At 67.3% G+C, this 25722-nt stretch carries 21 protein-coding genes and 1 tRNA gene; 6 read left to right on the top strand and 16 right to left on the bottom strand.

Annotated features, from left to right (window positions below; genetic code table 11):
* Positions 1–70: 70 nt before the first annotated feature.
* Positions 71–442, top strand: a complete 372-nt coding sequence (locus J0A91_RS14910) for a copper resistance protein CopC (protein WP_069207366.1) — start codon at positions 71–73, stop codon at positions 440–442.
* Here J0A91_RS14910 and J0A91_RS14905 read toward each other — a convergent pair.
* From J0A91_RS14905 to J0A91_RS14860, 10 genes are all read right to left on the bottom strand, one after another.
* Positions 436–1677, bottom strand: a complete 1242-nt coding sequence (locus tag J0A91_RS14905; RefSeq protein ID WP_069205566.1) for an MFS transporter — start codon at positions 1675–1677, stop codon at positions 436–438. The genes J0A91_RS14910 and J0A91_RS14905 overlap by 7 nt on opposite strands.
* A gap of 183 nt (positions 1678–1860) precedes the next feature.
* The gene (locus J0A91_RS14900) at positions 1861–3264 is read right to left on the bottom strand and encodes an efflux transporter outer membrane subunit (RefSeq protein WP_069207365.1); all 1404 of its coding nucleotides are present in this window, start codon (positions 3262–3264) and stop codon (positions 1861–1863) included.
* Positions 3264–4832: an MFS transporter gene (locus J0A91_RS14895; RefSeq protein WP_069205565.1), complete on the bottom strand. Its 1569-nt coding sequence runs from the start codon at positions 4830–4832 to the stop codon at positions 3264–3266. The genes J0A91_RS14900 and J0A91_RS14895 overlap by 1 nt, the downstream gene beginning before the upstream one ends.
* Positions 4832–5929: an HlyD family secretion protein gene (locus tag J0A91_RS14890; RefSeq protein WP_083224690.1), complete on the bottom strand. Its 1098-nt coding sequence runs from the start codon at positions 5927–5929 to the stop codon at positions 4832–4834. The genes J0A91_RS14895 and J0A91_RS14890 overlap by 1 nt, the downstream gene beginning before the upstream one ends.
* 112 nt (positions 5930–6041) lie before the next feature.
* Complete coding sequence (locus J0A91_RS14885; protein WP_069205564.1) at positions 6042–7142, bottom strand: FAD binding domain-containing protein; 1101 nt, start codon at positions 7140–7142, stop codon at positions 6042–6044.
* 3 nt (positions 7143–7145) lie between these two features.
* Positions 7146–8339, bottom strand: a complete 1194-nt coding sequence (locus J0A91_RS14880; RefSeq protein WP_069205563.1) for an MFS transporter — start codon at positions 8337–8339, stop codon at positions 7146–7148.
* Between the two features lie 82 nt (positions 8340–8421).
* Entirely contained in the window at positions 8422–8661 is a 240-nt protein-coding gene (locus J0A91_RS14875; RefSeq protein ID WP_150126926.1) for a hypothetical protein, read from the bottom strand.
* 87 nt (positions 8662–8748) lie between these two features.
* Positions 8749–9762 carry a cytochrome d ubiquinol oxidase subunit II gene (locus J0A91_RS14870; RefSeq protein WP_069205561.1) on the bottom strand — a complete coding sequence of 338 codons (1014 nt, stop codon included), beginning with the start codon at positions 9760–9762 and terminating at the stop codon, positions 8749–8751.
* The gene (locus J0A91_RS14865) at positions 9762–11147 is read right to left on the bottom strand and encodes a cytochrome ubiquinol oxidase subunit I (RefSeq protein WP_069205560.1); all 1386 of its coding nucleotides are present in this window, start codon (positions 11145–11147) and stop codon (positions 9762–9764) included. The genes J0A91_RS14870 and J0A91_RS14865 overlap by 1 nt, the downstream gene beginning before the upstream one ends.
* Positions 11144–13507, bottom strand: a complete 2364-nt coding sequence (locus tag J0A91_RS14860) for an FdhF/YdeP family oxidoreductase (protein ID WP_069205559.1) — start codon at positions 13505–13507, stop codon at positions 11144–11146. Before J0A91_RS14860 ends, J0A91_RS14865 begins: the two co-directional genes overlap by 4 nt.
* A gap of 150 nt (positions 13508–13657) precedes the next feature.
* On the opposite strand from J0A91_RS14860, the gene J0A91_RS14855 reads away from it, so the two are divergent.
* Entirely contained in the window at positions 13658–16681 is a 3024-nt protein-coding gene (locus J0A91_RS14855) for a sensor histidine kinase (RefSeq protein WP_169833150.1), read from the top strand.
* Between the two features lie 27 nt (positions 16682–16708).
* Here the strand turns inward: J0A91_RS14855 and J0A91_RS14850 are convergent, their stop codons facing one another.
* The 3 genes from J0A91_RS14850 to J0A91_RS14840 all read right to left on the bottom strand — a co-directional run bounded on the left by J0A91_RS14850 (position 16709) and on the right by J0A91_RS14840 (position 19413).
* Positions 16709–18034, bottom strand: coding sequence for a sensor histidine kinase (locus tag J0A91_RS14850; protein WP_069205557.1), 1326 nt, complete (start codon positions 18032–18034; stop codon positions 16709–16711).
* Complete coding sequence (locus tag J0A91_RS14845) at positions 18031–18705, bottom strand: response regulator transcription factor (RefSeq protein ID WP_069205556.1); 675 nt, start codon at positions 18703–18705, stop codon at positions 18031–18033. The genes J0A91_RS14850 and J0A91_RS14845 overlap by 4 nt, the downstream gene beginning before the upstream one ends.
* A gap of 90 nt (positions 18706–18795) precedes the next feature.
* Complete coding sequence (locus J0A91_RS14840) at positions 18796–19413, bottom strand: porin family protein (RefSeq protein ID WP_069205555.1); 618 nt, start codon at positions 19411–19413, stop codon at positions 18796–18798.
* Positions 19414–19804: 391 nt separating this feature from the next.
* Here J0A91_RS14840 and J0A91_RS14835 point away from each other — a divergent pair, with 391 nt between their 5' ends.
* Positions 19805–20437: a helix-turn-helix transcriptional regulator gene (locus tag J0A91_RS14835; RefSeq protein WP_338056882.1), complete on the top strand. Its 633-nt coding sequence runs from the start codon at positions 19805–19807 to the stop codon at positions 20435–20437.
* Between the two features lie 29 nt (positions 20438–20466).
* On the top strand, positions 20467–21486 hold the full coding sequence (locus tag J0A91_RS14830) for a serine hydrolase domain-containing protein (RefSeq protein ID WP_206364910.1): 1020 nt from the start codon (positions 20467–20469) through the stop codon (positions 21484–21486).
* Positions 21487–21511: 25 nt separating this feature from the next.
* On the opposite strand, the gene J0A91_RS14825 is transcribed toward J0A91_RS14830, so the two are convergent.
* From J0A91_RS14825 to J0A91_RS14815, 3 genes are all read right to left on the bottom strand, one after another.
* Positions 21512–22243 (bottom strand): SIMPL domain-containing protein, encoded by a 732-nt coding sequence (locus tag J0A91_RS14825; RefSeq protein WP_069205553.1) that lies wholly within the window; start codon positions 22241–22243, stop codon positions 21512–21514.
* 650 nt (positions 22244–22893) lie between these two features.
* Positions 22894–22969: transfer RNA gene (locus J0A91_RS14820), tRNA-Ala, on the bottom strand.
* 102 nt (positions 22970–23071) lie between these two features.
* On the bottom strand, positions 23072–23389 hold the full coding sequence (locus J0A91_RS14815; RefSeq protein ID WP_069205552.1) for a TIGR02300 family protein: 318 nt from the start codon (positions 23387–23389) through the stop codon (positions 23072–23074).
* Between the two features lie 105 nt (positions 23390–23494).
* On the opposite strand from J0A91_RS14815, the gene aroA reads away from it, so the two are divergent.
* Positions 23495–24841, top strand: a complete 1347-nt coding sequence (gene aroA, locus J0A91_RS14810) for a 3-phosphoshikimate 1-carboxyvinyltransferase (RefSeq protein WP_069205551.1) — start codon at positions 23495–23497, stop codon at positions 24839–24841.
* The gene (locus J0A91_RS14805; RefSeq protein ID WP_069205550.1) at positions 24838–25482 is read left to right on the top strand and encodes a (d)CMP kinase; all 645 of its coding nucleotides are present in this window, start codon (positions 24838–24840) and stop codon (positions 25480–25482) included. The genes aroA and J0A91_RS14805 overlap by 4 nt, the downstream gene beginning before the upstream one ends.
* The last annotated feature ends 240 nt before the right edge of the window (positions 25483–25722 follow it).

Here is a 25722-nt window from a genome sequence, read left to right as displayed (position 1 = left end):
GATTGCGATGACGCAGCCGGCAACCGCGCCTATTCTGCGGACCGGCACCCGTCCAGCGCAGGAGATCTACATGCCCCGCCTTATCGCCCCGTTCATCGCCGCAGCCCTCATCGCCGCGCCTGCTTTCGCAAATCCCCGGATCGTCTCGAGCACCCCGGCCCCCGATGCGACGGTGGCGCCGATCAGCCGCGTGGAAGTGACTTTCTCGGACAAGCTCGTCACGCAGTCCACCGGCGCGTCGCTGGAGATGATCGCCATGCCCGGAATGAAGATGAATACGCCAATGAAAATGAAGGTCGCGACCAGCATCGCCCCGGATGGCGTGACCCTAATCACCACCACGCCCAAGCCGTTGCCCAAAGGCACCTACAAGCTCAGCTATCATGTCGTATCGGTCGACACGCAGCGCGCCGACGGCGATCTCAGCTTCAAGGTTCAGTGATGGGTGACGCGCGATGAAGGCGCTGCCCGGATGCCGAGCAGGGCCGCAACTGCGCACGCGACTGCGCCGGCCGCCAGTCCCCATCGTGGGTTTGCCGCGTCGATCAGCCCGATGATCGATGCGCCGATCGGCGTCGAGCCAACGAACGCGGTCGACCACAAGGCCGTGACCCGCCCGCGAAACTCGGGCGCCGAAGCGAGTTGGATCGTCGAATTGCCGGTGGTGATGAAGGTGATGCTTGCCAAGCCGACGATGAACAGCAACGGCACCGCAACCGCTTGCGACGGTGAGCAGGCGACCGCAGCCATGCCGGCGGCATAGAGCAGCGATGCGCGTATCAGCCGTGGCAGTCCGGTTTCGGGGCGCAGCATACAATATATCCCGCCGACGACCGACCCCGCCCCGAACGCCCCCAGCAGCCAGCTATACGCAGCCGGGCCGCCCGCCAGCGTCATCTTCGCGAAGATCGGCAGACTGACCTCGAACTCGTAGGTGAACGTGCCGATCAGCGCCATCATCATCACCGGCACGATGATCTCGGGCACCGTCAGCGCATAGCGGAAACCCTGCACAAGCTGCCCGCGCGCGGCCGCCACCCGCTTGACCGGGAAGAGCGCCGCCGGGTGCATCAGCGCGAGCGCGACCAGCACCGCGGCGAAGCTGCCCGCGTTGACAAGGAAACACCAGCCGATCCCGATCGTCTCGATCAACAGCGCCGCGACCAGCGGACCGACCGCGCGCCCGACATTGACCATCGTGCTGTTGATCGTCACCGCATTGCGGATCAGCCGCGTGCCGACCATCTCCGGGATGAACGCCTGCCGCGCGGGATTGTCGAGCGCGGACAGGCATCCGAACACCAGCGCGACCGCATAGACGATCTCCATCCGCATCAAGCCGGTCAACACCAGCGCCGCCTGGATGAGCGACAGCAGCGCGAGCGATGACGCGGTGAGGATCAGGATGCGGCGCTTGCTCATCCGATCGACCAGCAGCCCCGCATAGGGCGTCAGCAACAGCACTGGTAAGTAACGGGCGGCGGTGGCGAATCCCACTGCCCGCGCGGAATTGGTCAGGTGCAGGACGAGGATCGCCTGCGCTACAGTTTCGGTCCACGAGCCGACGAGGCTGACGCCCTGGCCAGTCACGAAGCTGCGGAAATTGGGCACCGACAGCGCCGCGAACGTCGCAACGGGTTCGTTCGGTCGGGTCAGCGTATCGATCCCGTTCGGCATCGGGGCTCCTTCCAGCTCTTCGGGCGATTATGGTGTGCGAAACCGGACCCGTCATAGTCGAGGCGAAAAGCACCTCGGCTTTGCGTCACCAGATCGGGTGTTGTTATCGCTCAGACGGCGGATCCCGGAAATCATACGATGGTTTTACGGTACTCGACAAAGACGCGCATGACTTGGACGATATCAGCTTGATCTCTGCCAGCCGCCGCCCAGAGCCTTGAACAGCGTGACCAGCAAATCGGTACGCTGCGCGCGCGACTGTGCGACCGCCGCCTGTGCTTCGATCAGGGCCTGTTCGCTCAGCAACAGGTCGAGCTGGCTCGCCGCGCCGGCATCGTGCCGGCCACGTGCCAGCTCGAACGCCTGCCGCGCGCTGGCTTCGGCCGCGTCGAGTTCGCGGGCGCGCTCGAGCGCGGCGGCGTAGCGCGCCAGCGCCTGCTCCACCTCCTTGAGCGCGGTGACGACGGTGCCGTCGAACCGCGCGACGGCGGCGCGGTCCTCGGCGCGCGCCGCCGCCACCCGCGCGCGCGCGGCACCGAGATTGGGGAAGGACCAACTGACGAACGGGCCGATACCGAAGCTGGTCGAGGCTCGCGTGCCAAGGCTCACACCTGCCGGCGCGGCGGTCGAGAGCGATCCGAGCAGGCTGATGCGCGGCAACAGATCCGCCTCGGCGACCCCGATCCGCGCACTCGCGGCGGCGACCCGCCGTTCGGCGAGGCGCACGTCGGGCCGCCGTCGCAACAGCGCGGCGCCATCGCCGACCGGCAGCGCCTGACTGAGTTCAGGCGGCTTCCGGCACATTTCCGCCCCATGCGGCACGCCATCGGGCGTCCTGCCCAGCATCGCGGCAAGCGCGAACAGCGCCGCGCGGCGCTCGCCCTCCAGCGTCGGGATCGCCGCGCGGGTCTGCGCAAGCAACGTCGTGGTGCGCGCGACGTCGAACCGCGCGGCGCCACCGGCGGCGTATCCACGCGCGATGATCGTCTTCTGCTCCAACGCGACGTCCGCCGATCGCCTGGCGACATCGACCTGATAGGCGGCCGCGCACGCCGAGACATAGGCGCGGATCGTCTCTGACGCGACCAGCACGCGCACCGCGTCACGCTCGGCGGCGGCGGCATCTGCATCGGCACGCGCAGCCTCCACGGAACGGCGGATACGGCCGAACAGATCGACCTCATAGGCAAGATCGCCGCCGAACGCCTCGGTCCAGTCGGTCTTCGCCTCGCGGCCGAGCGCGCCGGCGATCTGGCCTTGCGTGCTGGTGCGGCCATAGCTCGTGCCTGCGGATTCGGTCGTCGTGGGCAGCCGCGCCGCGCGCGTGCCGGCCAGAGCGGCGCGCGCGGAGTCGAGGTTGGCCTCGGCCGCACGCAGATCGGTGTTGGCAGCGAACGCCGCATCGACCAGCCGGCCGAGCGCGGGATCGTCGTACAACGTCCACCACGCGTCAGGCACGGGCGCCGCTCCGCCGCCCCCGCCGATGAACCCGCCCGTCGCGCCGGAAGCAGGTTGCGGCGGCCGATAGTGCGGCCCCATCGTGCAGCCACCGGCCGCAAGCGCGGCGGCAAGGACGAGCCGGCGCATCATCGCAGCTTACGCCAGAACGAAAAGCGGAACGGCCGGTACGACGCCGCGCTCGGCGGGGCGCGATCGAGCAGCAGCATCGCGCCGACCGCCGCGAACGCGACCAATCCGATCACCAGAAAGCCGTCGATCACCGATTGCAATTCCGCCGCCTGCCGCACCGCCCCCGCCAGCATCGCATAAGACCGGGCGCCGCCGGTACTGCCCGACCGGCTCGTCAGCAGCGCGGCATAATCCTCCAAGCGGATCGCCACCGAGTCCGCGCCGCGCACGACATGCTCGCCGATCCGGCTCGATGCATATTGCTCGCGCACGCGCACCAGCGTGGCGGTGAAGGCAAGACCGATCTCGCCGCCCATCAGCCGCGCCGTCTGCACCATCGCGCCGAAGGTCAGCGCCGATTCCGGCTTCATGTGCTGGATCGAGGTGAACACCACTCCGCTCAGCGCCAGCGTCTGCCCGAGCGCTTGCAGCAACTGGGTCGGCAGGAACTGGTGCGGCCCCCATTCGGGCGTCAGCGTGCGCGAGACGATCCAGCACGCCATGCCGACAGCGATCAGCCCCGTACAGGCGGTCCAGCGCGAATCCATTCGCCGCAACAACACTGCGGCGACGGGCGCGGCGATCAACTGCGGGATGGCGATCCACACCAGCGCCTGCCCGACCTCGAGACTGCGATAGCCGCGCACCGAGATGAGGAATTGCGGGATCAGGAACGCCGTCGACAGGATCGTGAGCCGCAGCACCAGTACCATCAGCAGGAGCACGGGCAGCGGCCAGCGCAAAGCGCCCTTGGGGTCGAACCAGTCGCTCGGCGTGTGGATCACATGCGCCACCGCCGCCAGCAGCAGGATGCCACCGGCGGCGAGCAGGCCGACGATCGTACCCGAGGCGAACCAGTCGAGGCGATTGCCCTGGTCGAGCGCCGCATAGATCAGCGCCAGCCCGATCGCCGCCGTCATCACGCCGAACAGATCGGGGCGCTTCGGCGTGCGCGGCAGCGGGTTGCGGGCCAGTCCGAAGTACAGACACGCCATCATCGCCAGCGCCAGCGGCACGCTCTGCCAGAAGATGAAGTGCCAACTCAGATGATCGATATACCAGCCTTCGAGCGACGCCGAGATGTTGAGCGACAGTTCGAGGTTGAGCGCATAGACGACGATGCCATAGGCCCAATATTTGGGCGCGAGCGAGCGCAGCACGACCGGCAGCGTGAGCGGGATGAACGTGCCCGAGCCGACCCCAGAGAGGAATTGCAGCATCAGCAACGGTTCTAGCGACCCCGAAAAGGGGATCAGCGTCGAGGCCAGCGCGAACAGCGCCGCGCCGTACATCAGGACATGGCGGGGGCCGTACACGCCGCCCGCCCAGATCGCTATGGGGGTGACGAGCATCTGCCCGCAGGTCTGCGCGGTGGTGATCCACGCGCCGTCATCGAACCCGGCGTGGACCGCGCCGCGAATGTCGGCGAGGCCGAAGGTCGACAGCCGCCCGGTCAGCGTCGAGATGAACGCGCCGAACAGCACCGCCGCGATCCCCAGCCACGGCCTCGGCGGAGTGCCCGCCATCAATGCACCCCGGTATCGATCGTCGCCGACACCGACATGCCCGGCCTGAGCAGGCCGGCAATCGACGCGGGATCGTCAATCGCGATCTTCACCGCGAGCCGCTGGACGATCTTGGTGAAATTGCCGGTGGCGTTGTCCGGCGGCAGCAGCGCGAATTGCGAGCCCGTGCCCGGCGCATAGCCGCTGACATGGCCACGGATGACATGGCCGGGATAGGCATCGACGGTGACCGTCGCACGCTGCCCCGGCCGCACGTGGGTCATCTGGGTTTCCTTGAAATTGGCGATCACCCAGACGTGCGGCAGCGGCATCAGCGTCGTGAGCTGCGCGCCGACCGCGACATATTGCCCCGGCCGCACCTGGCGCTGGCCGAGCACGCCGTCCTGCGGCGCGACGATACGCGTGTGGCGCAGGTTGATCCGCGCGAGGTCGGCGGCGGCGCGCGCGGCGACGAGCGACGCATGGGCCTGCGCGATCTGCGCGGACAGCACGCCCGACTGGCGGATCGCAGCCTGCCGCAACGCGGTATCGCGCTCGACCTGCGCGGCGGTCGTCGCGGCGGTGGTGTCGGTCGCCTCGCGCTGGTCCTCGGAGCCCGATCCGTCGCGCAACAGCGTGCGCTGCCGCGCCGCCGCCTGCCGCGCGCGCGCCGCCAGCGCGTTCGACGCCTGCACCGATGCGCTCGCGGCGGCGATATTGGCGCGCTGAAGCGCCTGTTGCGCGATCAGATTGCCGATCGCGGCAACGGCCACCGCCGCGTTGGCCTGCGCCTGATCGTAGCTCGCGCGGTAATCGTCGTCGTCGATCTGGACGAGCGTCTGGCCTGCCCGCACCGTTTCGAAATCCTGCGCCGGCACCGCGCGCACATAGCCGGCGACGCGCGCGCCGATCGGCGTCAGGTCCGATTGCAGATAGGCGTCGATCGTTTCCTGATAGCGCCGGTCGCCGACCCAGCGATCCCAGGATCGGATGCAGAGGATCAGCACGATCGCCGCCAGCACGAACGCAGCAAGGCCGATCAGCGTCGAGAGCCAGCGCCGCCCGCGCACGACCGGCGCATCCTCGACGACAGGCGCGGGCGGAGCGGTCGTCGCCATATCGTGTCTGCTTTCCCCCTCGACGACGGACCGGGTCGTGCCGGCCGCTACCCCTGCCGTCTTGCACGCCCCGCGCCAGATTTGGACAATCCGCACATCGCCAGCCGATACGTCAAGCCATGAAGGCGCCCAGCTTGCGACCGTAATCGACGATCGCCCGCCCGTTCCACAGCCGCGCCTGCTGATAGGCCTGCAATGCCGGCTCGGCCGGATGCGCCGCGAGCGCCGTCGCCAGCGCGAGCGCGTCGCCCGCCGCCTTGGCGACGCCCATCGCGGTATGCGGCCGCGCCACGAACGCGCTGTCACCGATCAGCGCGAGCCGGCCCCGCACCATCTGCGGCGCCTCGTAGTCGAAGATCGCCTGAACGAACGGATCAGGTTCGGCGAGCAGCGCGGCGCGGAACTGCGGCGGCAGCAAGGTCGCGCTGTCCCGCCGTAGCCGGTCGCGCGCCTGATCGGTAAGTTGTCCCGGTGCCAGCGAAAACGGATGCGCGCGCCCGGCGCGGTCGGTGAGCGTGGCCGCGAGATCGTCGGCGCGGCGGTACCAGACCCAATTATAGCGCCGCCGGCCCGGTTCGAGTTCGCCCGCCGGACCCGGCACGACATAGCCGAGCGCCTGCGCACGCTCGCCAGTATAGAAGGCAAACCGGTCGAGCAGAACGTCCGCCGCCGTGGCAGGCAATGCGTCCTCCGGGATCAGCCCGCGCCATGCGACATAGCCGGTGTAGCGCGCCTGCTGCTCCAGGCCGATCACCGCCGCGCGCACCGCCGAGCCGACACCGTCGGCGCCGATCACCAGATCGGCGGTCTCGCGGCCGCCGTCCTCGAACTCCAGCCACGCCGCGCCATCGCCCTGCCCGGCGCGCGCGACCGCCCGGCCGAGCGTATAGTCGCGCTCGCCGAGCAGATCGCGCAGCCCGCTGTAGAGATGGTCCCACGAAACCTGCATTTGCGGAGTCGCCACGCGCCCGGCGACGCTGCCGTCGAGATCAAGGAAGATCCGCTCGCGCGCGACCACGCCGATGGTGGCAAGATGGTCGAGCGACAACGCGCGCAGCGCGGTGAACACCTCCTCCTGTGGGACCAGCCCGGCACCGCGCCCGGCGAGGCCACCACGAGACCGCTCGAAGACGTGAACCTCATGCCCGGCCCGCCGCAGCAGTCCGGCGGCGAACAGGCCCGCGAGCGAGCCTCCGGCGATCACGATCCGCATCGATCAGGCCCTCCCGCGCAGGCTGACGAGTTGTAATGCGGCCGCGACCAGCGCGAAGCCACCGCCGAGCAGCACCACCGCGCTCCAGCCGTCGGCGTTCCACGCGATCGTCGCACCGGCAGAACCCACCGCGCCGCCAAGAAACATTGCGCCCATGAAGATGGTGTTGAGCCGCGACCGTGCCTCGGGCCGCAGCGCGTAGACGATGTGCTGGTTGGAGACGAGCGCGCTCTGCACCGCGAAATCGAGCAGGATGACACCCGCGACCAGCCCCGCGATCGACGTCCACAGGCCGAACACCACCCATGACGCCAGCGTCAGCACAGCGCCGAGCGCGATCACCTGATGCGGCCCGCGCCGGTCGGCGATGCGGCCGGCGATCGGCGCGGCCAGAATCCCGACCGCGCCGACGACCCCGAACAGCCCGGCGATCTCGGCGCCCAGCGCGAAGCGCGGCTCCTGCAAGCGCAGCGCGAGGATCGTCCAGAACGCGCTGAACGCCGCGAACAGCAAGGATTGCGTCACCGCCGCCAGCCGCAGCGCGCCGAACTCACGCCACAGATCGACAAGCGAGTGCAACAACGCGCCATAACGCAGACCGCTATCGGGATGGCTGCGCGGCAGGCGCAGCGCCATCAGGGCAGCGGCGGCGACCGCCATCGGCACGCCGAGCCAGAACATCGCCCGCCATCCCGAATGCGTCGCGACGAAGCCGGCCAAGGTGCGGCTGAGCAGAATGCCGCACAGTAGCCCCGACATCACCACGCCGACCGTCGCACCACGCCGTTCGGGCGCGGAAAGATGCGCGGCGAAGGGCACGATCTGTTGCGCGACCGTCGCCGCCGCGCCGACCAGCAGCGAGGCGAGGATGACGAGACCGACCGTGGGCGCCGCCGCCGCCGCGACCAGCGCCAGCGCGAGCACGCCGAACTGGATCAGGATCAGCCGCTTGCGTTCGACCAGATCGCCCAGCGGCACGAGCAGGAACAGCCCGGCGGCATAGCCCAGTTGGGTCGCGGTCGGGATCATCCCCGCCGCGGTGCCGGGGAAGTCGCGCTCGATGATGCCGAGCATCGGCTGGTTGTAATAGATGTTGGCGACGCCGATCCCCGTCGCCACCGCCATCGCCAGCGTGACGCCATAGGTCAGCGGCTTCGCGGGCGGTTTTTGCGCATCCACGGACGCTCTGGTCGACATCACGATAACTCCTCGGAAGATCCTGGGTCCGATCTAGCTCATGCGAGCGCGCCGGAAATACCGATACGAAGGTTGGGGGCGATCAGCCGGCGGGGCCAAGCGCGGCGACGATCGCCGCAGCGCGATAGTCGGTCGGTAGCCTTTCGGACATCGCCCGGCTCAGCAACGGCCATTTCTGTCGGGCGTTCAAGATCAGCACGGCGACACGCCGCACACGTTCATAACACGCAGACGGATCGAGCGCGCGCAGCGGATTAGGGTGACGACCACCGGTTCGCTCAGCCAGATCGCCTGAGCATGCGGACTGACCGATCAGGCGCATCTCACCCGGCTCTTCCGAAAGCTCGTCGGCGAGACCACGCTGGTATGGACCCGGATCTGGCAGCGCACCTGATCCGCGCACCATCCGTCAATACACCGCCTCCTGATCCTCGACCTTGCCGCGAAACACCCAATAGCTGAACGCGACATAGCTGAGGATCACCGGCACGATGAGAACCAGCGCGCAAGCCACGATGATCTGCGTGCGCGGCTGCGACACGCCTTGCCAGATCGTCAGCGCGCCCGGGACCGCGGCGGGCCATATGCTGACGCCGATCCCGACCAGGGCGGCGAGGAACAGCACGATCGACGCCGCGAACGGCAGCCACTGTCGCCGTGCAGACCATAATCCACGCCACGCGGCCAGCCACGCCGCACCAGCCAGAATCGGCAACGGCGCGAGCAGCGGCAATCCCGGCCAGGTGAACCAGCGCGCGGCGATCTGCGGCAGGCTGAGCGGGGTCCAGATACTGACCAGCGCGATCGCCCCGCCAGTCGCCAGCAGCGCCGGGCGCGCGATCTCGCGTGCGAACACCTGCGTGCTGCCGCCGGTGCGCCAGATCAGCCAGCCGGCGCCAAGCAACGCATAGCCGGCCACCACACCAAGCCCGGTCGCGACCGGGAAGATGCCGAACCAGTCGAACGATCCACCCGCAAACCGGCCATCGACTACGGTGATACGCCGGTCGATGAACGCGCCGAGGATCGCGCCCTGGCAGAATGCCGCCAGTGCCGATCCGCCCGAAAACGCCGCCGACCAGGCGATCTCGAACACGCCGCGCTGCGCCCGGAACTCGAACGCGATGCCGCGCAGCACCAGCCCGAACAGCATCAGCGCGAGCGGAATATAGAAGGCGGGAAGCAGGATGGAGAAGGCGGTCGGGAAGCCCGCCAGCAGCACCATCCCGCCCAGCACCAGCCAGGTCTCGTTACCGTCCCACATCGGCGCGAGCGAGCGGATCATCACGTTGCGATCGGCGGTGCGCGGCGCGAGCGGAAAGAGGATGCCGACGCCGAGATCGAACCCGTCGAGCGTCACGTACAAGGCGATGACGAGCCCGGCGGCGCAGGCGAAGAAGGTGGGAAAGTCGAAACCCGGCATCACTTCGCCTTGTCCGTCGTCGCGCCGAACCCGATCGCCCCCGCCGGCCGCCCGACCGGCGCGGCAGGCGCCGGATCGGCGGGGCCTTTCAGCACCATCCGCCCGGCGTACCAAAAGAAGCCGAGCAGCAGCAGATTATACAGCACCAGCGCCACCGCGAGCGAGCCGGCGACCATCCCGCCGGCGATCGGCGACACCGCCTGCGCGGTGCGGAGGTGACCGTACACGACATAGGGCTGCCGCCCGACCTCGGTGATCGTCCAGCCCGCCAGCGTCGCGATGAAGCCGAGCGGCACGCCGGCCATGCACAGCATCTGGAACCAGCGCGCGCGGTACAGCCGCCCGCCCCGCCGCAGCGCGAGTCCCGTCCCCGCGATCACCAGCATCAGCATCCCGCAGCCGACCATGATGCGAAAGGCGAAGAACACCGGCAGCACCGGCGGCTGCTCCGCTGCGGGCACGGTCTTCAACCCTTGGATGACGCCATCGAGCGAATGGGTGAGGATGATGCTGCCGAGCAACGGCACCTCGATCGCGAAGGCGTTCTTCTGTGCCGTCTGGTCGGGCCAGGCGATCAGGTTGAGCGGCGCGCGACCGAGCGTCTCCCACCGCCCCTCGATCGCGGCGAGCTTGATCGGCTGGTATTGCCGCGTGTTGAGGCCGTGCTGGTCGCCGATCACCATCTGCACCGGCACCAGCACCATCGCGAGCCACAGCGCCAGCGAGAAGCTCGCGCGCGCCGCCGCGCGATCCTCGTCCCGCCCGCGCCACAGCCAGAACGCCGATACGCCGGCGACGACGAACGATCCGGTCACGAAGCTCGCCGTCACCATATGCGCGAAGCGGTACGGCATCGACGGGCTGAACACGACACCCCAGAAGCTCGTCGCGACGAACCGCCCGTCGGGCAAGGTCGTGAAGGCGGTCGGGGTCTGCATCCAGCTATTCGCCGCGATGATCCAGAACGCCGATATCACCGTTCCGGTCGCGACGATCACGCAGGCGGCGAAGTGGAGCCGGTCATCGACCCGCCCCTGCCCGAACAGCATGATGCCGACGAATCCAGCCTCCAGGAAGAACGCGGTCAGCACCTCCATCACGAACAGCGGGCCGATCACGTCGGCGGTGCGCTGCGCGTAGTTCGACCAGTTGAGCCCGAGTTGGTAGGAGATCACCACGCCAGTCACCACGCCCATCCCGAAGGCGAGCGAAAACACCCGTATCCAGAAACGCTGCAACTGCCGGTAGGCGGGATCGCGCGTGCGGAACCCCGCGATACCGAGGAAGACGATGAACCACGCAAGGCCGATCGTGAACGCCGGCCACAGGATATGGTAGCCCATCGTGAAGGCGAACTGGAGGCGCGAGAGCAGCAGCGGGTTCATGACCCGCCTCCATTCGATGCCCGCCCGACCAGCCCCTCGCGCACCACCGTCGTCGTCGCGGCGTCGTCCGCGCTCGCGCGCCGCAGCCGCACCGGAACCGACTTGTAGGACGGCGTGAGGCACTGCGGATCGATATGCTCGAGCGCGATCAGCGGCTGGGTCTCCGGGTAATAGGCGCCGCAGCATCCGTCGGGCAGGTCGTAGCGGACCAATGTCAGCGCGCGGACGATGCGATCGGGGTGGGCAAAGCGGAGCGCGGTTTCGACATTGACGAGATCGCCCTCGGCGAAACCGAGCCGGTCCATCTCCCGCTGGCTGAGGAACACCACGTCGCGCCGGCCGAACACGCCACGATAGCGATCGTCGAGCCCGTAGATGGTGGTGTTGTATTGGTCGTGCGAGCGCATGCTGGCGAGGCGCAGGACATCGGGCTCGTCGGTGTCGAGATCTTCTTCGAGATGCGGGAAGATCAGGAAATTGGCTTTGCCGTTCGGCGTCTTCCAGATCCGCATCGCCGCCGAATTGGGCAGCATGAAACCACCCGGCTGGCGGATGCGTGCGTTATAGCCTTCGAAATCGGGCAGCACCGCTTCGATTCCGTCGCGGATGCGCTCATAGTCACCGACCAGCCCTTCCCAATCGACCGGCACGCGCTCGCCCAGCGTCGCGCGGGCGAGCTGGCCGATGATCCACGGCTCCGAACGCACCTCACCCGAAGGCGGAGTGAGGAAGCCGCGCGAAGCATGGACCATCGACATCGAATCCTCGACAGTGATCGCCTGCGCCCCGCTCGCCTGCGCGTCGCGTTCGGTCCGGCCGATCACCGGCAGGATGTACGTGGCTTTCGCGGTCAGCAGGTGCGTGCGGTTGAGCTTGGTGGCGAGCGACACCGCCAGGTCGAGCTTACGGAAGCCCGCGAAACACGCCTGCGGGTCGGGTGCCGCCACCGCCAGATTGCCGCCCAAGCAGATCGCCGCCTTGGCGGTGCCGTCGCGCATCGCCGCGATCGCGTGGACCACTGAATGGCCGAATTTGGTCGGCGGATCGAAGCCGAACGCGGCCTTGATCCCGGCGAGCAGCGCAGGCGACGGGATTTCGGTGATGCCGACGGTGCGGTTACCCTGCACGTTCGAATGGCCACGCAACGGGCAGATGCCCGCGCCCTGCCGCCCCATATTGCCGCGCAGCAGCAGCAGATTGGCGATCTGCTGGACGTTCCAGGTGCCGGTGCGGTGCTGGGTAATGCCCATGCCGTAGCAGACGATCGCCGCGGTCGACTTGGCGTAGGCGCGCGCGATGCTCTCGATATCGCGCTGCGTCAGCCCCGAAGCCGTCTCGATATCGGCCCAGCGCGTCTGGTCGAGATCGGCGACGAACGCGTCGAACCCGGCGGTATGCCCGGCGATGAACGCGCGATCGAGCACCGGCGCGGCATCCGCCGATCGCGCCGCGCGATCGAGGTCTATCAGCGCCTTGCTGATCCCCTTGAGCATCGCCGCGTCGCCGCCGACCTTCACCTGATAATAGGCCGATGCGATCGGCTCCGACGTCATCGTCGCCATTTCGAGCGGCACCTGCGGCGCCTGGAACCGCTCCAGCGCGCGCTCGCGGAACGGGTTGCACACGATGATCGCGGCGCCACGCTTGGCGGCGTCGTGCAGCGCGGTCATCATGCGCGGATGATTGGTGCCGGGGTTATGGCCGATCGACAGGATGAAATCGCAGTGGTCGAAATCCTCGAGGCTGACCGTGCCCTTGCCGATGCCGATCGACTGCGGCAGCCCGACCGAAGTCGGCTCATGGCACATGTTCGAACAATCGGGGAAATTGTTGGTCCCAAACGCGCGGGCGAAGAGCTGGAACAAGAATGCCGCCTCGTTCGACGCGCGGCCCGAGGTGTAGAACTCCGCCTGATCGGGATGGTCGAGCGCGTTCAGCCGCGCCGCGATATCGGCGATCGCCTCGTCCCACGCGACCGGCTCGTAATGGTCGGTCGCCGGATTGTAGCGCATCGGATGGGTCAACCGCCCCTGCCCTTCGAGCCAATGATCGGGCCGCTTCCACAGTTCGGAGACACTATGCTGCGCGAAGAAATCTGGCGGGACGCGCTTGGCGGTCGATTCCCACGTCACCGCTTTGGCGCCATTCTCGCAAAACTCGAACGCGGACGTATGCTTGGGGTCTGGCCAGGCGCAGCCGGGGCAATCGAAACCGCTCGGCTGGTTGTTCTGGAGGAGCGTGCGAACGCCCTGCACCACCACCTGCTCGCGCTTCAGCGCGGCCGCGACCGCCTGTAGCGCGCCCCAGCCACCGGCTGGCTCGTCATACTCGCGAATTCCGTCCGGACGCTTCTGGCTCATGCCGCGATGATAGGCGCAGGTGATAGCGGTTCTTGTTCTATTCTGACATTTTCGGTGCAGGGTGGTGGTGTTCTACGAAATAACCTTGGCCCGGCCCGTCCGGCGCGGCATCGCACGCGTGTCGCCGCTCGCGGCCTTTGAGGAGACTGGTTGAAACATGGTCGGTTCGTGACCCGAAGCGCGGCTCCGAACCGTATGCGGCTGTATGAGCGGTGTCTCCGGCTGGTCGTTTTGCTGGCGATCTTCGCGGCAGCGGCGCCCGTCCGCGCCGCCGCGCCAAGCCCCGCGCCGGAGCAGTTCCACCACACCGTCTGGAAACTGGAGGACGGCGCTCCGCCCGACGTGTGGGTGATCGCTCAGTCGGCGGACGGCTTTCTGTGGCTCGGGACGGGCGCCGGGCTGTACCGCTTCGACGGCATCCGCTTCGAGGAGGTGCGGCCAAGTGCCGGCCGCATGTCCGATCGCAACATCACCGCCCTGCTGGCGCTGCCGAACGGCGATCTGTGGATCGGTTTCTATTCCGGGCGGATCGCGCGATTGAGCCACGGTCGGTTGACCGACTTCGGCTCGCGCGGCGGCAGCGTGCATCAGTTCGTGCGCGACCGCGGCGGCACGCTCTGGGCCGCGATCTCGCGTGGCGATCATGGCTTGGCGCGGTTTGACGGCACGCGGTGGCACTGGCTCGGCCAGCGCGACCAAACCCACACCGGCCAGGTCTTCAGCATGGTGGCCGGGCCAGACGGGAGCCTGTGGATCGGCACCGATGCCGCGATCCTGCGGCGTACACCCGGCAGCCGCGGCTTCGCCACCGTCACACCGGCGCGGCGGAGCGACCGCCTGCTGGCAACGCCCGATGGCCATGTCCTCCTGCTGCGCACCGCCGGCGGGATCTCGCGGAATAGTGGCCTGAAAGACATTCGTATCACGCTCGCCGGACGGGAAAGCGAGATCAAGCGTGCGCTGGTCGATCGCCAGGGCGCGATCTGGTGGACCGACGAGAATGGCGGGGTCAGCCGCCTGTCGTCCACCGGGGTCGAGCATTGGACGGCGCGCGACGGGCTGAGCGCCAACGCTGCCGTCCCGATCTTTCAGGATCGCGAAGGCGCGATCTGGATCGGCAGCAACCTCGGTCTCGATCGTTTCCGCCCGGCGATCCTGATGCGCGCCGATACGCTCGGTGCGATCTCCTACGGCGCCTACGCCCAGACCCGGCTCGACGATGGCGCCGTCTATGTCACCACGCCGCGCGGGATGCTGACGCGCGCCACCGCCGACGGATCGTTGCAGCCGCTGCTGCGCCTGCCGGCCAGCCCCGACCTGATCGCGGCCGACGGTAACAGGCTGATCGTCGAGCACGGCGGACGCCTGTTGGCGCTCGCCGGAACCCGGCTGGTGCCGCTCGCGCTGCCGCCCCTGCCCGGCAGCGTCAACGCCTGGGCGCGTGACGAATCCGGCACGCCCGTCATCGAGATCATCGGTCGCGGCATCTTCAGGCTGTCCCCGAGCGGGTGGCGGCACTGGCGCGTGACCGGCGATCCCCGGCTGGACGGCGCGCTGCGTCTCCCCTTCAGCGGGCGAGCCGGCGCGTGGTTCTTCGCGGCGAGCCGGCTGATCGGCTGCTCCCCCCGTGGCTGCGCGCCTGTCAAAGCCGGCATCGATGTCGGCCGGATCAATCTCGTCGTTCCGGCGGCGCATCCCGGTGGCCCTGTTCTGGTCGGTGGCGACAATGGCATCGCGATCGGTAACGGAAAGCGCTTCACCAGCCTCACCTCGGATCAGGTTCCCGTGCTGGCGGGCGTCACCGGCATCGCGCAGACGCCATCCGGCGGGCTGTGGATCAACGGCTTGCGGGGCGTGGTGCTCACCACGGTCGCGGCGGTCGCCACTGCGGGGAATGGTTCGCTCGCCTACCGCCTGCTCACCACCGCCGATGGATTACCCGGCGCGGCGCAACAGGACGCCAATTATCCAACCGCACTGCGCAGCGGCGACGGCAGGATCTGGCTTGCCGCAAGCCAGGGCGTCGCCTCGGTCGATCCGGATCGTCGGCTGCGCAATCCGCTGCCGCCGCCGGTGGTGATCCGGTCGATCACGACGGACGGAATGGTACGAACACCAGCGCCCGAACTCGCGTTGCCGGCAGAAACGCGACGCGTGCAAATCGACTATTCGGCGCTGAGCCTGCTCGACCCGGAACGCGTGCGGTTTCGCTACCGTCTGTCCGGGGTCGATGAAGGCTGGATCGACCCGGGACCACGGCGTCAGGCGACCTATACCAATCTCGGGCCAGGCCGGTGGGTGTTTCAGGTGATCGCCGCGAATGCCGACGGGGTGTGGAACCAGACTGGCGCCACCGTCGCGCTCACCATCGCCCCGGCTTTTTACCAAAGCTGGTGGTTCCGCCTGATCGCGGTTCTGCTCGTGGCAACGCTCGTGGCGCTCGTGTTCCGCGCCCGCGAACGCGTGCGCGCGGAGCGGACCCGCAACCTCATCGCCGCGCAGGTCGCGGAGCGCGAACGGATCGCACGCGAACTGCACGATACGTTGCTTCAGGGCGTGCAGGGGCTGATGCTGCGTTTTCAGGCGGTCGCCAACATCCTGCCGCCGGACGGCCACACGCAAAGCCTGATGGAAGCGGCACTGGAGCGCGGCGACGACGTCCTGGTGGAAAGCCGCGACAAGGTCCGCGCGCTGCGTGGCGCGGGACGGACCCGGACCCTGTCCGAGATGTTGCGCGGCATCGCGGATCAGGTTGCCGACGGGCCGACCGTCACCGTGCTGGAACTGGGCGATCCCGAACCCATCTGCGATCCGGTGGCGGACGAACTCGCCGCAATCGCGCGCGAGGCGCTCGCCAATGTTGTCCGCCATGCGCGCGCGCACGAGGCCACGCTGTCGGTCGCGTTCACGCGCCGGAATTTGGTCCTGACGATCGCCGACGACGGCCGCGGCTTCGCTCCCGAGGTGCTGCGGAACGGGTGGTTGCAAGGGCATTTCGGGCTGCCCGGCATGCGTGAGCGCGCGGACGCGATCTCGGCGACACTGTCGCTCGCCAACCGTGAAGCCGGAGGCGCCGTTGTCACCGTCAGCGTTCCGCGTCGTATCGCGTTCGCGCGACCCGGATCGTTTCTCCGGCGCCTCGCTCGCCGCGCACGCCCCCGGTCGACGCTATGAGGCGACGAGGTGAGAACAGGGCCAGGCTTATCGTTCGACGAATTCCAGCCGCATGATCGTTCCGCCGTTCGGCGCATCGTGCGCCTCGACGCGGCCACGATGACGATCCATGATCTGTCGGACCAGGTTCAGGCCCAAGCCAGCGCCGGTCTGACGCGCCCGGAGCCGATGAAACGGCTCGAAAACCCGCTCCCGTTCCTCCTCGGGTATGCCGGGGCCGTCGTCCTCCACCTCCATCACCGGGCCATCGACATGGATCGTAACCATGCGTCCGCCGTGCTCGATCGCGTTCTGGACCAGATTTGCCAGGACGCGCTCCATGGCAGGCGCATCGCCGAGCACGGAACCGTTCCGCACCACGACCACGGCCAGTTCGCCGCCGCTGGCGATGACGAGCGGCGCGAGGTCGCCGATGACCCGTCGCGCGAGCGAGGCAAGATCGACAGGCGCCATCGGCGCGCCCCGGTCGGCGCGCTGGATGTCCAGGAGCTGTTCGGTCAGCGTCGCCAGCCGAGCCACGTCGCGGCTCAAGGCATACGCGACGACCGGCGCATCGGCCGCCTCGATCTTGGCCTGGAGAATCGCGATCGGAGTCCGCAGTTCGTGCGCGGCATCCGCGATGAAGCGCTGGTGCCGCTCATATCCCTGGTCGAGGCGCTCGAGTGCGCCGTTCACCGCGAGAACCAGCGGCACGACCTCCGACGGTATGTCCGCGACCGGCAGCCGCGATCCACGGCGGTCGATGTTGATGCCTTGCGCCTCCTCGGCGATCACGCTCAGCCCGGCCAGGGCGCGGCGGACGATGAATGGCGTAACCGCGATCGTCACGATCGTTATCAAACCCAGGATCGGAAGCAGCAGGAGGTTCGACAACAGCAGGACCATGAACGTGGCGCTGAACGTGTCCCCTTTGCCCATGACCGTGAACTCGCCGGCCGGACCCGTGATGTTCCAAAGGACCACAAGCGGGATGCGGCTTGGCGTCGCCCCGTCGGAAAAGACCGGTTTCCCCGCCTCGAAATAGCGGCCGAATTCGCGATATGCGGCGGGAACGCTGCCAGTACCGACGATTTCACCCCGGCCGCTGCGCGCCATGAACCAGAAATCGGGGGCGGTTCGACGCATCTCCGCCAGGTCTCGCGTTTCCTCGACGCGCAACCTGCCGTCGGGGGAGCGATGGATCGCGGTCGCAGCGACTCTCGCGAACTTCGGTGTCATCAGGATGCCGCCGTCATCGGCGCGGCTCAGCCACATCGCGAAGACGATGGCGAGGACGAACGGAATCCCCAGCTGGAATGCGAGAAGTCGGACGATCAGTCGCCGCTTCAGCGATTTCGGCCTGGCGACGATCATGGCGTTTGACGAAGCAGATAGCCGACGCCCCGGATCGCATGAATCTCGACCGCGCCGCCCGCTTCGGACAGGCGTTTGCGCAGCCGCGAGACATGCGAATCGAGCGTGTTGGACTGGATCTCGTCGTCGAACCCGTAAACCGCGTCTTCGAGCGCGTTGCGCGGCACCGTGCGGCCACGTCGCCGCATCAGCGCCGCGAGCACGAGCAACTCGCGCCGGGGAAGATTCAGGCGATCACCGTCAACCGTGGCCTCGTCATTGGCGAGATCGTAGGCGAGATTGCCGAGCTGGACGAGTTGGACCGACACGCTCGCGGGGCGGCGCCTGACCGCGCGAACCCGCGCGAGCATTTCCTCCATCGCGAACGGCTTCGGCAGATAATCGTCGGCCCCGGTGTCGAGACCGGATACCCGATCCGTGACGTCTCCACGGGCACTGATCACGATGATGGGAACACCGGGACTATCGCGGCGAATGCCGGGGATCAGCGCCAGCCCGTCCCCATCGGGCAGCGTCCGGTCCAGCAGGATCAGATCGGCGGTTCCCGATCGTGCCGCTTCCCTCGCATCCGCCGCGTTCGCGACGTGGTCGACGACAATACCTTCGCGCTCGAGGACCGTGCGAAGCGCGGTCGCCATCCCGGCTTCGTCCTCGATCAGCAATATGCGCATTCTTCAGTCCCAAGCCTGGTAATCGGTACGCCGATCCCGGCCGGGCGCGCGTGCGCCCCCGGCCAGTTAGCGCATTATGAAGGGAGAGTCTCAGAATCCGGCCGAAACCCCCAGCGAGGCCCGCGATGTCTTCAGGCCATCATGGTAGTTTATCCGGTTGTATTCGGCACGGACGAACAGCCCCGGCGAGACGGCCGTCTCGATTCCTCCGCCGTAGAGAAACCCCTTCTCGGTTGCGCTGGTGTTGAGATCTTTCGACGTGATCGCACGGAAGTCCGTCTTTTCCCGGACCCGCAGCCAGCTATATCCGACACGGCCGTACAGCAGGACAGTGGGAGCGGCGAGCACGCCGACGCGGCCGGAGATGTCCCAACTCCAGCTTGGCTTGATCGAATAGTCGCCCGTGACGCTGGCGACCGAGAGCGTCTTTCCGCCCCGGCCAATGCCGCCCTCGGCGCCGATTACCATCATAGTGCCGATCTGGGCATCATATCCAACATGGGCCCGGTATCCGATACCGCCCTTCTTCCGATCGATGTCCGATGCAATGCGTGGGAGGGAATATTCGGCCTCCATCCAGCGGTAGTCGATGTCGGCGCCGACCTTGATCCCGCCGAATGTCGGCGCGTCGTGTACGTCACGCGCCTGCGCACAAGCGATGGCGGGCGCCAGCACCAGCAGACCTGCAACGAGAGAGAAGAGCTTCATCAAGATACCTTTCGATTTGGCCTTGGTTAGGCCGCACGACTGCCTTTCCCCCCGGTCGATTGCCGGAACATTGTGGCGTTGCGGATAAGTGAGAGCGTCCCGTTCTCCGGGCGATCAAGACGCCAAGAAATCCGTATCCGGCGCATTTCGCCGGCCTGTATACGTGGCGAAGTGGTCGAGCGCGTGGCAAGGGCCACGAATGGTTCTCAGGCGGGCAAGGATGGATTTTTGGGGCAGCGGCCCCGAGGGCCGAGAGGCCGGGGGCTTCAGCTTCCACCTGCTGAACGCGAACGCCCCTGAGGAGGAAGTTCAGCGGCATAGCCACGAGGAGGCGCATTTCGTCCTCGTGCTTGCCGGCGGCTATATGTCGTCGGCGGTCGGCGCTCCGCTGGTGTCCGATACGCCCGTCCTGATCTACAATCCGCCGGGGACGACGCATCAGGATCGGTTTCATGGCGGCAAGGGCCGCTTCGTCGCCATCTCTGGCGGCACAGGCCCCGAAGCCGCCGCACTCTGTCTGCGCGATCCTTATGCCCACCGTTTGGCTCACGGCATCGCACGCGACATCGACGCAGCGACGCCGTTCAGTTTGGAAGCGAATGCCCTGCAGCTTCACGCCGCCATATCGCCCCTCTCATCCGACGAGGCCCGGTCGGCCCAAGTGCCGCCAAGCTGGCTCAACCGTGCCGTCGAGATGATCTTCACGAGCCACGATCCCGATATGTCCGTTGCCGCGGTCGCATCGGACGCCGGGGTGCATCCGGTTCATCTTGCTCGCGTATTTCGACGCTTTCTCGGGTGTTCGCCTGGCGAGTATCTGCGCGGACATCGGCTGGAACGCGCAGCGGCGATGCTCGGGGAGGGCGTCGCCTCGCTCGCCGCGGTCGCACAATCGGCTGGTTTCGTCGATCAGGCCCATTTGACCCGCGCCTTTCGCTCCCGTCTCGACACCACACCCGCGCAGTGGCGCAGATCGCGCGATGTTGCGCGGATACAAGACGCGGACGCTGCCACGCGCCAGTAAGACCCTGCCTCCATACAGGAACCTCGCTCTTGATTCACCTTAAAGCCATCGGCATCGCGCTCGGCGCCGTCGCCTTGTGCGCGGCGTCGGCGCCGTCCCGCATCGATCCCGCACTCGACACGCTCCTGGCGACCTTCGACCACGACCCGCACCCCGATCTGCGCGGGGTGGTGGTGCTGCGCGACGGTCGCATGGTCGGGGAACGCTATTACAATGGCGAGACGGCAGACACGCTTCATGACGTACGGTCTGCTGGAAAGAGCGTGACGTCACTCCTGGCCGGAATAGCGATCGACCGGGGCAAGATACACGGGGTGGACGATACGATTTCCACCTATTGGCCCGAATCCAGGGGCAGCGCGATCGGTGATGTCGCCATCAAGGATGTTCTGACGATGCGGTCCGGGCTGGCCGCGTTCGACGAGGATCCAGCATCGCCGGGCAACGAGGACAAACTCGATGCGGCGCCCGATCCGCTGGCGTTCCTGCTCACCGTTCCCCGTGCCGATCCACCGGGATCACGCTATCGGTACAATTCGCTCACCGCCTACACCGCCGGCGTCGTGGTCGCGAAGGCGACTGGCCAAACGATGGCGGATTTCGCCCGAACCGCACTGTTCGCACCGCTGGGCATCCGTCGCTGGCGCTGGGACGCGGATTCGGCAGGCTACACCAAAGGCCAGGGCAATCTGTCTCTCACCGCGCGCAGCTTCGCCGCGATCGGCGAGATGGTCCGTGGGGAGGGTCTGTATCGAGGGCGCCGGATCGTCAGCGCCCGCTGGATTCGGGACTCGCTCGCACCAAAGGTCACCATCGCCAACGATCTCTATGCCGATGGCTATGGCTATCTCTGGTATTCGAAGGTCCTGCAGGTCGATGGCAAACCGATCGCAATATCCTTCGCCTCGGGAAATGGCGGGAACAAGATATACGTCATCCCGACCCGCCGCATGGTGGTCGCCATCACCTCAAGCGCTTATGGTCACGGCTATGGCCAGAAGCGGTCTGAGGCGATCCTGAGGGCGATCCTGTCGGCGAACCGCTCCTAACTGCGCCGACCTCTCCTTAGCGCGGTTATTTTTTGAGCAGAAAGCGGACCGACAGACGTATGGTCACGTCCTGCTCGCCGGGGATCACCTTCGTGTCGGACGCCGAGGCCGCGCCGGCCATGTTCTCGCGCATCGCACTGATCGCGATCGGGGCGTTCGCGGCCGGATTTTCCGAGATCGACAGCATGCGATCGACCCGCAACCCAGCGATGCGGGCGTAGAGCGCGGCGCGGACATTGGCCTTCGCCATCGCATAGGCGCGTGCCTCGTCGAGCGCCGTCTCGGGCTTTTCGATCAGGAAATTCGGACCGTCGATCTGATTTGCACCCTCGCGTACCAGCGCATCCAGGAGCGTGCCCGCGCGGGCGATATCGCGAAACCTGACCGAAATCGTGTTCGACGCCTGGTAGCCGGTGATCACCGGCGGCGTGTTGTCGGCATATCGATATTGCGGCTGGAGCGAGATGTTGGCCGAACGGATGTCGCGATCGGCCACACCTGCCGCCTTGAGCGCGGCGACGACGCGCTGAACACGACCGGCATTGTCGGTCAGCGCGGCGGTCGCGGTTGGCGCCTGGGTCACGACGCCGGTGTTGATCGTTACCAGATCCGGCGCACGCGTGGTCCTGCCCTCGGCGACCACCTCCAGAACGGTGCCGTCGATCAACACGGGTGCGGATGCGATTTGGGCGGAGGCGGCGACCGGCGCGAGTGTGGCCGTAGCCAGCGCGGCGAGCGAAGAGATGGGCAAGCGCATTCTGGGTTCCTTATTGTAGAGCAGTATTCGAACCGGCCTGGCCTCGCTGCGCAAACGCGCGTTGCTTGCCTGGGCAGACGCAACGGCAGGAGCCTGCACCGATAGACCTGCAACGCGGCAGAGAGCGTCGTTTCGATGTTGGTTCGCCTTCGTCGGGCACGACCGCATTCGTTCGTGTCGATTGCCGGAACATTGCGGCGTTGCGGCCCCAGCCCGGACCGACCGGAGATCGATGCGGCTACGCCACCAAGCTGCACCACGCGGTGAGACACGGTCCACGGCGTCCTGATCCCGACCAACTCTGACGGGCATACGACCGGCTGAATTGCATCTTGTTCGAAGCAATGCGCGACTGCGGCTTGGACATGTTTCAGCGCTGCAAATGCGCGGGCCCGAAAGATTTTCGGCCGCCACAAGGCAAATGCGGCGATGCGCTGGCCTGGACGGGCTCGCGAACGACCAACAGCGCAAAATCGCCGGATCAAAGACGGCTACGAGCATTAAGGGGGCGGAATAAAAACCCTGGGGGACAACCGCGGAAATGACCCGCGATATCGTTCGCTTTAGGCCGCGATCGTTCGCCCTGCACCAGGGCAACTTTCAGGGTATCAAACCCCGATCACCAAACGTCTCGTGACATCAAGGAGGAATGGTGGAGCCGAGGGGGATCGAACCCCTGACCTTTCGCATGCCATGCGAACGCTCTCCCAGCTGAGCTACGGCCCCATTCGTCCAGACCTTTCGGTCTCGGGAGGCGACGCCACTAGCGGGGCGTCGCTGGCTTGGCAAGCGGCGAAATCGCCGCCTGCCGCCATTTTTTTTACGAGATCAGTGTTCTTCGTCTTCGGTCGGCGCTTCCACGCCGAGATCGTCGTCGCCGCCGAGATCGACTTCGTCGTCGGGCGAAGGCTCTTCGTCCTCGCCGATGTCCAGCGCCTCGTCGTCACCGGCGAGATCGTCGTCCTTCTTCAACGCTTCGGGCTTGGGCGAATCGAACGGCAGCGGCTGCTTCGACTTGAGGATCGGCTCCGGCTCCCACGTCGACCCGCATTCGATGCAGGTGACGGGATCGTCCTTACCGAGATCGTAGAAACGCGTTGCGCACTTCGGGCACGATCGCTTCGTGCCCCATTCCGGCTTAATCATGTGCCGTTTGGACCTTTCAAACTTCGGATAACCCTGGGGGTGGACCCCGTCAAAGTGGCGCGCGCCTTGCCATAGCGCAAGGGCGCTGTCAAAAGCCCGGCCCCGATGCCCCATCCCAATCCCACGCCCCGCCAAATCCATTCCTCCGGCCCGCTGCGCGGTCGTGTCGCCGTGCCCGGCGACAAATCGATCAGTCACCGCGCGCTGATGTTTTCCGCGCTCGCGGTCGGCGAAAGCCGCGTCGAGGGGCTGCTGGAGGGCGAGGATGTGCTCGCCACCGCCGCCGCGCTGCGCGCGATGGGCGCTGAGATCGAGCGTGGCGCGGATGGCATCTGGCGAATCCACGGCGTCGGCGTCGGCGGGCTGCTCCAGCCGCAGGGCGCGCTCGAGATGGGCAATTCCGGCACCTCGACCCGGCTGCTGATGGGGTTGATCGCGAGCCACGCGATCACCGCCGCCTTCACCGGCGACGCCTCTCTCACCAAACGCCCGATGGGCCGGGTGATCGAGCCGCTGTCGCGGATGGGCGCGAGCTTCACGTCCTATCCGGGCGGCCGGCTGCCGCTGATCCTGCGTGGCACCAACCCCGCGATCCCGATCGACTATACGCTCCCCGTCGCATCGGCGCAGGTGAAGTCGGCGGTGCTGCTCGCCGGCCTCAACACCCCCGGTATCACCCGCGTCATCGAACCCATCGCGACGCGCGACCATAGTGAGCGGATGCTGCGCGGTTTCGGCGCGACCGTCGAGGTCGAGAACAGCCCTGCCGGCCGAATCATCGCCATCACCGGAGAGGCCGAACTGAAGCCGCAGCGGATCGTCGTGCCGGGCGATCCCTCCTCCGCCGCCTTCCTCGTCGTCGCGGCGACGATCGTGCCCGGTTCGGATGTGATCGTCGAGAATGTCGGCCTCAACCCCACCCGCGCCGGCATCTTCACCGCTTTGCGGATGATGGGCGCCGACATCACCGAGCTGAACCCACGCGAGGTCGGCGGCGAGCCGGTCGCCGATCTGCGAGTCCGCCACGCCCAGCTCAAGGCGATCGAGGTGCCCGCCGAACTCGCACCGAGCATGATCGACGAATATCCGATCCTGTTCGTCGCCGCCGCCTTCGCCGAAGGCCGCACCGTCGCGCGCGGTGCGCATGAGCTGCGCGTCAAGGAATCGGATCGGATCGCCGCGATGGCCGCCGCCCTCGGCGCATGTGGCGTCGAAACGCAGGAATATGAGGACGGCCTGGCGGTACAGGGCAATGGCGGCGAAGCTATTGCCGGCGGCGGCACCGTCGCCACCCAGCTCGATCACCGGATTGCGATGAGCATGGCGGTCGCCGGACTCTATACGCGGGCGCCGCTCACGCTCGACGACGCCGCCCCGATCGCAACCAGCTATCCGATCTTCTTCGAATCGCTGGACAAGCTGCGTGGCACCAACGCAATGCAGCCGGCATGATCATCGCCGTCGACGGACCCGCCGCCTCGGGCAAGGGCACGATTGCCCGCGCGCTCGCCAGCCATTACCGCCTGCCCTATCTCGATACCGGGCTGCTCTACCGTGCGGTCGCGGCCAACGTCGCGCGGCACGATCTCGATCCCGCGATCGAGGCGGATGCGGTCGCCGCATGTGATTTCGATGAGGCGTTGCTAGACGATCCCATTTTGCGCGACGACGAGACCGGCAAGCGTGCTTCAATCGTCTCGGCGCATCCGCTGGTGCGCGCGGCGCTGTTCCACCGCCAGCGTCGTTTCGCCAACCAGCCCGGCGGCGCTGTCCTCGACGGCCGCGACATCGGCACGGTGATAGCACCCGAGGCGGACGCCAAATTGTTCGTCAAGGCGACCCCGACCATCCGCGCGCGCCGCCGCCATTCGGAACTGCGCGATCGCGGCTCGAACGTCAGCATGGACAAGGTGCTTGCCGACATCCGCGCCCGCGACCAGCGCGACTCGATGCGCAGCAGCGCGCCGCTCGTCGCCGCCAACGACGCGGCGCTGCTCGACACGAGCTTCCTGTCGATCGAAGCCGCGCTCAAGCGCGCGATCGAACTGGTCGAGCGACAAGTGAAGCTGAAGGCAGAGCGCGCGCGGGGATAAGCGCGGCGAGTCCGGTCGGGACGCAAGCGGCGCGCGCTTGCGTCCCCACCTTAGACCGAGACGAGCGCCGCCCCGACTGGACGGTCGGTCGCGCGCCGCGCCCTTGCGAGCAACACCGTGCTGACGCGAATCTCCAGGGCGATCACACCACCTCGCTTGCACCGCAGCAACATCCCCACCCCCTATTTTGCGACCCATTATATCGGCTTGCGCCGGCAGCACCGCTTGACGCCGCCGCCT

The organism is Sphingomonas panacis (assembly GCF_001717955.1).
In the GTDB taxonomy this organism is placed as follows: domain Bacteria; phylum Pseudomonadota; class Alphaproteobacteria; order Sphingomonadales; family Sphingomonadaceae; genus Sphingomonas; species Sphingomonas panacis.
Note: the sequence above shows the minus strand (reverse complement) of the source record. Positions and strands in the feature narration are given on the sequence as shown.

Bases quoted from the DNA above. Each gene is read 5' to 3' on its own strand.
- J0A91_RS14825 (WP_069205553.1), bottom strand. From the start codon at position 22,243: ATGCGCTTGCCCATCTCTTCGCTCGCCGCGCTGGCTACGGCCACACTC.
- J0A91_RS14805 (WP_069205550.1), top strand. From the start codon at position 24,838: ATGATCATCGCCGTCGACGGACCCGCCGCCTCGGGCAAGGGCACGATT.
- J0A91_RS14910 (WP_069207366.1), top strand. From the start codon at position 71: ATGCCCCGCCTTATCGCCCCGTTCATCGCCGCAGCCCTCATCGCCGCG.
- J0A91_RS14875 (WP_150126926.1), bottom strand. From the start codon at position 8,661: ATGCGCCTGATCGGTCAGTCCGCATGCTCAGGCGATCTGGCTGAGCGA.
- J0A91_RS14885 (WP_069205564.1), bottom strand. From the start codon at position 7,142: ATGCGGATCGTGATCGCCGGAGGCTCGCTCGCGGGCCTGTTCGCCGCC.
- aroA (WP_069205551.1), top strand. From the start codon at position 23,495: ATGCCCCATCCCAATCCCACGCCCCGCCAAATCCATTCCTCCGGCCCG.
- J0A91_RS14865 (WP_069205560.1), bottom strand. From the start codon at position 11,147: ATGAACCCGCTGCTGCTCTCGCGCCTCCAGTTCGCCTTCACGATGGGC.
- J0A91_RS14845 (WP_069205556.1), bottom strand. From the start codon at position 18,705: ATGCGCATATTGCTGATCGAGGACGAAGCCGGGATGGCGACCGCGCTT.
- J0A91_RS14900 (WP_069207365.1), bottom strand. From the start codon at position 3,264: ATGCGCCGGCTCGTCCTTGCCGCCGCGCTTGCGGCCGGTGGCTGCACG.
- J0A91_RS14860 (WP_069205559.1), bottom strand. From the start codon at position 13,507: ATGAGCCAGAAGCGTCCGGACGGAATTCGCGAGTATGACGAGCCAGCC.
- J0A91_RS14840 (WP_069205555.1), bottom strand. From the start codon at position 19,413: ATGAAGCTCTTCTCTCTCGTTGCAGGTCTGCTGGTGCTGGCGCCCGCC.
- J0A91_RS14895 (WP_069205565.1), bottom strand. From the start codon at position 4,832: ATGGCGGGCACTCCGCCGAGGCCGTGGCTGGGGATCGCGGCGGTGCTG.
- J0A91_RS14890 (WP_083224690.1), bottom strand. From the start codon at position 5,929: ATGGCGACGACCGCTCCGCCCGCGCCTGTCGTCGAGGATGCGCCGGTC.
- J0A91_RS14815 (WP_069205552.1), bottom strand. From the start codon at position 23,389: ATGATTAAGCCGGAATGGGGCACGAAGCGATCGTGCCCGAAGTGCGCA.
- J0A91_RS14880 (WP_069205563.1), bottom strand. From the start codon at position 8,339: ATGTCGACCAGAGCGTCCGTGGATGCGCAAAAACCGCCCGCGAAGCCG.
- J0A91_RS14850 (WP_069205557.1), bottom strand. From the start codon at position 18,034: ATGATCGTCGCCAGGCCGAAATCGCTGAAGCGGCGACTGATCGTCCGA.
- J0A91_RS14905 (WP_069205566.1), bottom strand. From the start codon at position 1,677: ATGCCGAACGGGATCGATACGCTGACCCGACCGAACGAACCCGTTGCG.
- J0A91_RS14870 (WP_069205561.1), bottom strand. From the start codon at position 9,762: ATGCCGGGTTTCGACTTTCCCACCTTCTTCGCCTGCGCCGCCGGGCTC.